Here is a 7,251-nt window from a genome sequence, read left to right on the forward strand (position 1 = left end):
TAAACAATCAAATAAGTCGAGAAATCCATGTCTAATTCTTATGATTCTTCTAGCATTAAAGTACTCAAAGGACTTGATGCTGTCCGTAAACGTCCAGGTATGTATATTGGTGATACTGATGATGGAACAGGACTTCACCATATGGTTTTTGAAGTGGTCGATAATGCCATTGACGAAGCATTAGCAGGTTATTGTCATCATATCGAAGTGACGATTCACCCCGACAATTCTGTTTCTGTGCGTGACGATGGTCGCGGTATTCCAACTGGCATTCATGAGGAAGAAGGTATCTCAGCGGCTGAAGTTATTATGACCGTGCTACATGCAGGTGGTAAATTTGATGATAATTCTTACAAAGTATCTGGTGGCTTACACGGTGTGGGGGTTTCAGTGGTTAATGCTTTATCGGATAAATTAGAATTAGTGATTTATCGTGATGGTAAAATTCACCAACAAATTTATCACTTAGGGGTGCCACAAGCGCCACTCAAAGTGATTGACGACACCACTGAATCAGGTACCTATGTTCGCTTCTGGCCAAGCCCTGAAACATTTACCAATATTGAGTTTGTTTATGAAATTTTAGCTAAACGACTACGTGAATTGTCTTTCTTAAACTCGGGGGTATCCATCAGATTACTTGATGAACGCACCGGTAAAAGCGAACATTATCATTACGAAGGAGGTATCCAAGCTTTTGTTGAATATTTAAATAAAAATAAAAATCCTATTCATCCTAAAATATTTTATTTCAGCACAGAAAAAGACGATATTGGCGTCGAAGTGGCACTGCAATGGAACGATGGCTACCAAGAAAATATTTATTGTTTTACTAATAACATCCCCCAACGAGATGGCGGTACACACTTAGCCGGTTTCCGTGGTGCAATGACGCGCACATTAAACAATTATATGGAATCTGAAGGGTACAGCAAAAAAGCGAAAATTAGTGCCACAGGTGATGATGCGCGTGAAGGTCTCATCGCGGTTGTATCAGTTAAAGTCCCAGATCCTAAATTCTCATCACAAACCAAAGACAAATTAGTCTCATCAGAAGTTAAATCTGCGGTTGAATCCGTCATGGGTGAAAAATTAGCAGAATATCTACTTGAAAACCCAAGTGATGCCAAAATTGTAGTTGGGAAAATCATTGACGCAGCAAGAGCCCGTGAAGCAGCCCGTAAAGCTCGAGAAATGACCCGTCGTAAAGGCGCTTTAGACTTAGGTGGCTTACCTGGAAAACTTGCTGATTGCCAAGAAAAAGATCCTGCCTTATCTGAGCTTTACTTAGTGGAAGGGGACTCTGCGGGGGGCTCGGCCAAACAAGGACGCAACCGCAAAAATCAAGCGATATTACCACTTAAAGGTAAGATTTTAAACGTAGAGAAAGCCCGTTTTGATAAAATGCTTTCTTCGCAAGAAGTGGGAACACTAATCACCGCTCTCGGTTGTGGAATTGGTCGTGATGAATATAACCCAGATAAAATGCGTTATCATAGTATTATTATCATGACCGATGCCGATGTCGATGGTTCACATATTCGTACTCTATTACTAACGTTCTTTTATCGCCAAATGCCAGAAATCATAGAGCGTGGCTATGTTTATATTGCACAGCCGCCCTTATATAAAGTCAAAAAAGGCAAGCAAGAGCAATATATCAAAGATGATGAAGCAATGACACAGTTTCAAATTGCTTTAGCCCTTGAAGATGCCTCATTACATGTTAATGACCATGCCCCTGCACTTGCAGGCGAAGCGTTAGAAAGACTCATTGCCGAATATCAAAAAGTCGAAAAACTGATTACCAAAATGGAGCGTCGTTACCCTAAAGCGCTACTTTCTGAATTGGTTTATCATGACGTATTAAACGAAAGTATTTTACAAAACCAACAGCAGGCTGAAAATTGGGCAAAAACCATTGTTGAAAAATTATCGAACAAAGAGCAACATGGCAGCAGCTACCTGTATTCAACTGAATATAATGAAAAAACACAATTATATGTGCCAATTATTAAAATCAGAACCCATGGTGTTGATACAAATTATCCATTAGATCAAGTCTTTATCCATAGCAATGAATACCGTAATATCTGCCACCTTGGCGCACAATTAAAAGATCTGCTGGAAGAGAGTGCCTTTATTCAACGCGGTGAGCGTAAACAGCCAGTTGAATCTTTTGAAGAAGCCGTTGATTGGTTAATTAAAGAGTCTCGTCGTGGCTTAACTATTCAGCGTTATAAAGGTCTTGGGGAAATGAACCCTGAACAATTATGGGAAACCACCATGGATCCAACCAGTCGCCGTATGTTACAAGTCACCATCAAAGATGCAATTGAAGCAGATCAATTATTTACAACCCTTATGGGCGATGAAGTTGAACCTCGACGATTATTCATTGAAGAAAATGCCCTTAAAGCAGCTAATTTAGATTTCTAAATATTACTGCTATAAAAAACCAACAGAAAAACCAGACGCATGTCTGGTTTTTTTATTCAATAAAGTTATAACTACCTATAAAAATGTAACTATGGCCTAAATTATGCTTTTTCAGAAAAATTAAAATTCTTGTCAAAAAGTTTCAGGTAACTATGCGTTTGAGTATAAAAAATGGATTGTTAAGTTCTCTTTGATTGGATATTTTTTATATTAGACAAGCATTTGTGCTGTTTTAGATACAAAAACGCATGGCTTGCCAGCTTTGTTGGCGTGTAGCCACTTAAATTAAAACAGATTTCTTTGTTTTTTTTAAACTTAATTGACTCTTAATTCGTACAAGAATTAAAAACTCAGAACTAAAAGCTAAGGATAAACGCACACCCCATAATAGTTACCGATAGGGTCAGCACGGTAAACCCGACCATTGTACGAGTATACATGAAATAAACGCTCCCCTGTTACATCACTTGTCCAATAGCTAAGGTTACTAAAGCCTGAACCACTATAATTAGCTAGGCGAGCCCACTCACTAAACAAACCGCCACCAATTCGGCGATGGTAATTATTGCCCCTTGATGAAGGTGTGGCACCAACTGCATTTTGACAACTACTACTACCATCACAGGTTGCATTGGTGACGTCTTTGACTTGTACAATCCGATAGCCTATGCTTGAACACCAAGCTTCTTGGTTGGCAGCTTCAGCTGTTCTAAGCCCACGGTTAACAAACCACTTCTTCAATTCAAATCCATATTTTACCACCTCTTTACCACTACTATCGTATCCCTTTAGCTCGAATATTTGCGGTAAGTTTGGTATTCCAGCCTGAAGCGGCCCTGGTAAGTCAGCGTTCTGTTCATTTTTGGTTGACGCAGGTCCTGTTAAAGTAACGCGCACAGTTGTCCCATTCGCATCGGGTGTCATGGTAGCAGTTATACCACCTTGAGTGATTGATGGCCAAGTTAGAGAACCCCTTCCTCCTATGTCTAAATCAAAGTATAAACCATTCGCACCAGTAGTAGGAAAGTTACTAGCGTATGATGATGGGGTAGTTGCTTGGGGAATAAACCCTTTTCTTGTATCCCACATTTCAGCAGGACCGGCATATCGACCTATACTTTCTTGCAATTCTGGTTTGGCATAGCAAACTTTAGCTGACGATTCTGGGGTGAAATAGTAAGTTACAGCATCCACACCAAAAATAGTTTGATTTGGCACACCATACCGCGTCTTTAAACTGCCATTGGTATTGCTTAATTCCATTTTATAAGGTGCATTGCAAATATCTAAAGTATCGACACGACTAACTGTTCGATTATTTTTATCCTTGATCCGAACCCTTAACCTGCCTGTTGCCGTTATACCTCTTCTCCCCTGCCCATCACCATCATTATCACCCCAATAGTTATACGGGGCTCTAACGAGTGTGTTTAAACTTATTGAGTTCCTGGTTGTTGGTAAAAACATGACAACATTAGCAAACGTATCGCTGGCACTAGGTAACACTATTGGTTTTGATAGTGAAGATGTATTGCTCATTGGTGAGATTACTGTAGCATCCGATAACTTGATACTTAACAAACCATCCGTCTGAGTAGCTTTGGTTATACCGCCATCAAATGTTAAATAAGGAGCGGTACCTTCAATGATATTTGAAGTACTGGCTGATAACATTTTTGCATTTGCTACACACGTTAACAACAATGGTACTAATGTAAAAGAAACTTTAAATAGCCATAAAGTTAAACTAGATAAACGCGATAAACGTGGCTGTGATAGCTCCGCTAATTGTAATTGCTGCTTCAGGCTAACATTTAGCGGTTTACGAAAACTAATTAGCAAGAATAAGTGGCAATCTTGTGTATGTGTATTTAATAAGTTTAGGGTAAAAAGGATACCGAAGCTAAATGTCTTATTTAAGTAGTATTTAGAAATGCTTAAAACATAATGCGGCCAGATCTGTAGGCTATAGTTATACTGCATAACATCCTGTATATCAATTGTTTTGTGTTTATTTGATTTTTTATAATTATTAGCTAATAAATTAAGCCAAATTAATATGTTAATATAAAAAGTATAACGCTTTAAAAAAATTTAACCACCCTTTTATAGAAAGATTAATAAATAATGTCAAAAAGTTTAGGATAGATGTTTGAGTATAATAATGAATTTTTTGGGAACTGGCTTTTATTCTGGGAAAAGCGCTTTTGCTGTCTATTTGCAAAAGCACAAACTTGTATGATCTGCTGGCTCAAGGCTCGGCCTAATGCGCGGTGGGCTTGTTTCTTGGATGGATTGTCCTTTATTTTCACCATAAGCTTCGCACACTACCTCAGGATTAAGAACTAAGCATCAAATACTAAGGAGTGGTGCAAAGTCCATAGTAATTAGTGTTATTCGGCAAAGCATTGTGGTTGCCCAAATAACCATCCCATGAAAACAGAGAACTGGTAGTCACCACCAGCAGCGTCACTTGGCCAGTAGTAGTGGTTCTCAAAGCCCACGCTGGTGTAACCCCCCGTATCGCCTCACTTCGCGGAGAAACCAGCCCCTATTTGACACTAGTAGTGATCACCAATTGAGGGCGGTGAGCGTAAACAGCCAGTTGAATCTTTTGAAGAAGCCGTTGATTGGTTAATTAAAGAGTCTCGTCGTGGCTTAACTATTCAGCGTTATAAAGGTCTTGGGGAAATGAACCCTGAACAATTATGGGAAACCACCATGGATCCAACCAGTCGCCGTATGTTACAAGTCACCATCAAAGATGCAATTGAAGCAGATCAATTGTTTACAACTCTCATGGGTGATGAAGTCGAACCACGTCGATTATTTATTGAAGAAAATGCTCTTAAAGCAGCTAATTTAGATTTTTAAAGGTTACGCTATTTTAATATACAACATAAAAGACTAGGCAGATGCCTAGTCTTTTATTGATTAAAACAAGAGAAATAACAAATTGAATTAACAAGTTATAAAGAAAAACAGAATCTTGTTAAAAATTTTTAATTAGGTATGCGTTTCAATATAGAATTCTTTTTGATCCTTTTAGCTTTATATTGAAACGACGCTTATTGTTGTTGATTAACATTAATAATAAGCACGTTATTCTTTAATATTATCATTCGTGCGTGTTTCTCCATTTTAAGTTAAGGCAACTTCTTTAATGCTTAGCCTTAATTAGCTGATAATCCTGCTTGTCAAGCTAATTATCATCACGGATAGATACACAACCCATTGTTGTGGTTGTAAGGATAATCTCCATCAACAGAACCAGCAGTTGAGTCGATACGAAATCTCCATCCTCCATAGGGATCACTCGTCCAGAACCAAGCATTTGCAATACCAGCACCTTTATAATAGATTATATCCCCCCACTCAGAGAAAAATCCAGCACCGATTTGACGCTGATAATGATGGCCACTTGATGCTGAGCGTGGCACCAACTAAACTTCGGCAGAAAATAGTTCGTTTGCCCCTGAGCAGACCGCATTAGTAAAATCTTTTGCTTGTGGAAGACGATAACCTAAGCTAGTACACCAATTTTCAGTTTCGCTGTTGGTTGCTGACCTTTCACCACGGCTGACAAACCATTTCTGTAACACAAATCCATATTTTATCACTGCTGCACCGCTACTATCATAACCAACTAACTCAAACGTTTTTGGTAAGGCTGGTGTGTAAATTCGAGCTGAGTTTGCCTCCTTTATTTGATCATCAGTTGCCACAGGACCTGTTAGCAGAACTCGCACACGGGTGCCATTCGCATTGGGTGTCATAATAGCCGTTGGACAGGCTACACTAATTAGTACCAGTTTAATAAGGTCATTGTTATGATAACCAAAAAACAAAAGGAACCAACAATGACAAATCTCATTTCAAGAAGAGAAAAACGCAGTTTTAGTAATGAATTTAAAAAACAGAGGGTAATGTTATACCAAAATGGCAAAAAACGAGCGGATATTGTCACCGAATACGACCTGACTAAATCCGCATTAGATAAGTGGATAAAGCAATATCAAACCACTGGTGAGTTTACAGCTCAAGCTAATCGTAGTGCTCAAGAAAATGAGCTCATAGCCCTACGTAAAGAGAATAAGCGATTGTTAATGGAGAATGACATCCTAAAGCAAGCGGCGTTGATAATAGGACGAAAATCAAATTAATCACCGAGAATCAACATCGATATAGCTTACGTGCGTTATGTCGATGTTTACAAGTGTCAAGAAATCGATTTTATTATCAACAACCATTAACCAGTAAAAAAACAGACAAAGAGCTTAGTAAAAAAGTGAAAGCGATATTTAACGATAACTATCAAGCCTATGGAACAAGGCGACTACAAGCAGAGCTTAGGGAGAAAAGCATACTATTATCCCGTCGCTGAATTGGTAGAATCATGCAAGAAAACGGATTAGTATCAAAATATACCTGTAAAAAATATCGTGCTAATACAGAACAAAGCAACGAATCAACAGTAAGTAATCAACTTAATCGTGAGTTTACCGTAGGCCAACAACGAAAAGTGTTAGTGACTGATTTAACTTATGTGAGAGTAAAACAACAATGGCATTACCTTTGTGTGATTATTGATGTAAGCAATCGAGAAATCGTGGGACGAAGTGCTGGAAAACATAAAAATGCTCAACTGGTTATGGATGCTATCAGCCAAATCCCTATTAACTTAAATTCAGTTGAGTTATTTCATTCAGATAGAGGAAAAGAATTTGATAATCATCTCCTTAATGAATGTTTAAAGGAATTTGGCATTGAGCGTTCATTAAGCCATAAGGGATGCCCTTATGATAATGCTGT

At 38.5% G+C, this 7,251-nt stretch carries 7 protein-coding genes and 1 pseudogene; 5 read left to right on the plus strand and 3 right to left on the minus strand.

Annotated features, from left to right (window positions below):
* The first annotated feature begins 27 nt into the window (after positions 1-27).
* On the plus strand, positions 28-2,439 hold the full coding sequence (gene gyrB / locus A9G42_RS01830) for a DNA topoisomerase (ATP-hydrolyzing) subunit B (protein ID WP_065652471.1): 2,412 nt from the start codon (positions 28-30) through the stop codon (positions 2,437-2,439).
* A gap of 363 nt (positions 2,440-2,802) precedes the next feature.
* Here gyrB and A9G42_RS01835 read toward each other — a convergent pair whose 3' ends face one another.
* Entirely contained in the window at positions 2,803-4,281 is a 1,479-nt protein-coding gene (locus A9G42_RS01835) for a hypothetical protein (protein WP_143426077.1), read from the minus strand.
* Positions 4,282-5,016: 735 nt separating this feature from the next.
* Between A9G42_RS01835 and A9G42_RS14030 the strand changes: the two are divergent.
* Positions 5,017-5,313 (plus strand): annotated as a pseudogene (locus A9G42_RS14030) (DNA gyrase subunit B); the annotation flags it as partial.
* Positions 5,314-5,651: 338 nt separating this feature from the next.
* On the opposite strand, the gene A9G42_RS01845 reads toward A9G42_RS14030, so the two are convergent.
* Positions 5,652-5,882: a hypothetical protein gene (locus tag A9G42_RS01845; RefSeq protein ID WP_065652473.1), complete on the minus strand. Its 231-nt coding sequence runs from the start codon at positions 5,880-5,882 to the stop codon at positions 5,652-5,654.
* The gene (locus A9G42_RS01850; RefSeq protein WP_143426078.1) at positions 5,883-6,215 is read right to left on the minus strand and encodes a hypothetical protein; all 333 of its coding nucleotides are present in this window, start codon (positions 6,213-6,215) and stop codon (positions 5,883-5,885) included.
* 84 nt (positions 6,216-6,299) lie between these two features.
* Between A9G42_RS01850 and A9G42_RS01855 the strand changes: the two genes are divergently transcribed.
* The 3 genes from A9G42_RS01855 to A9G42_RS01860 all read left to right on the plus strand — a co-directional run.
* Positions 6,300-6,602 (plus strand): transposase, encoded by a 303-nt coding sequence (locus A9G42_RS01855; RefSeq protein WP_179854584.1) that lies wholly within the window; start codon positions 6,300-6,302, stop codon positions 6,600-6,602.
* Positions 6,603-6,655: 53 nt separating this feature from the next.
* Positions 6,656-6,823, plus strand: coding sequence for an IS3 family transposase (locus tag A9G42_RS13535; RefSeq protein WP_179854585.1), 168 nt, complete (start codon positions 6,656-6,658; stop codon positions 6,821-6,823).
* Positions 6,824-6,835: 12 nt separating this feature from the next.
* The coding region (locus tag A9G42_RS01860) for a DDE-type integrase/transposase/recombinase (protein WP_143426080.1) at positions 6,836-7,251 on the plus strand (416 nt) is incomplete at its 3' end.

Origin of the sequence: Gilliamella sp. Nev6-6 (assembly GCF_001690605.1) — a bacterium.
Taxonomy (GTDB): Bacteria; Pseudomonadota; Gammaproteobacteria; order Enterobacterales; family Orbaceae; genus Gilliamella; species Gilliamella apicola_C.

Excerpts from the sequence above, each read along its gene's own strand:
- gyrB (WP_065652471.1), top strand. The coding sequence starts at position 28 with ATGTCTAATTCTTATGATTCTTCTAGCATTAAAGTACTCAAAGGACTT.
- A9G42_RS01855 (WP_179854584.1), top strand. The coding sequence starts at position 6,300 with ATGACAAATCTCATTTCAAGAAGAGAAAAACGCAGTTTTAGTAATGAA.
- A9G42_RS01850 (WP_143426078.1), bottom strand. The coding sequence starts at position 6,215 with ATGACACCCAATGCGAATGGCACCCGTGTGCGAGTTCTGCTAACAGGT.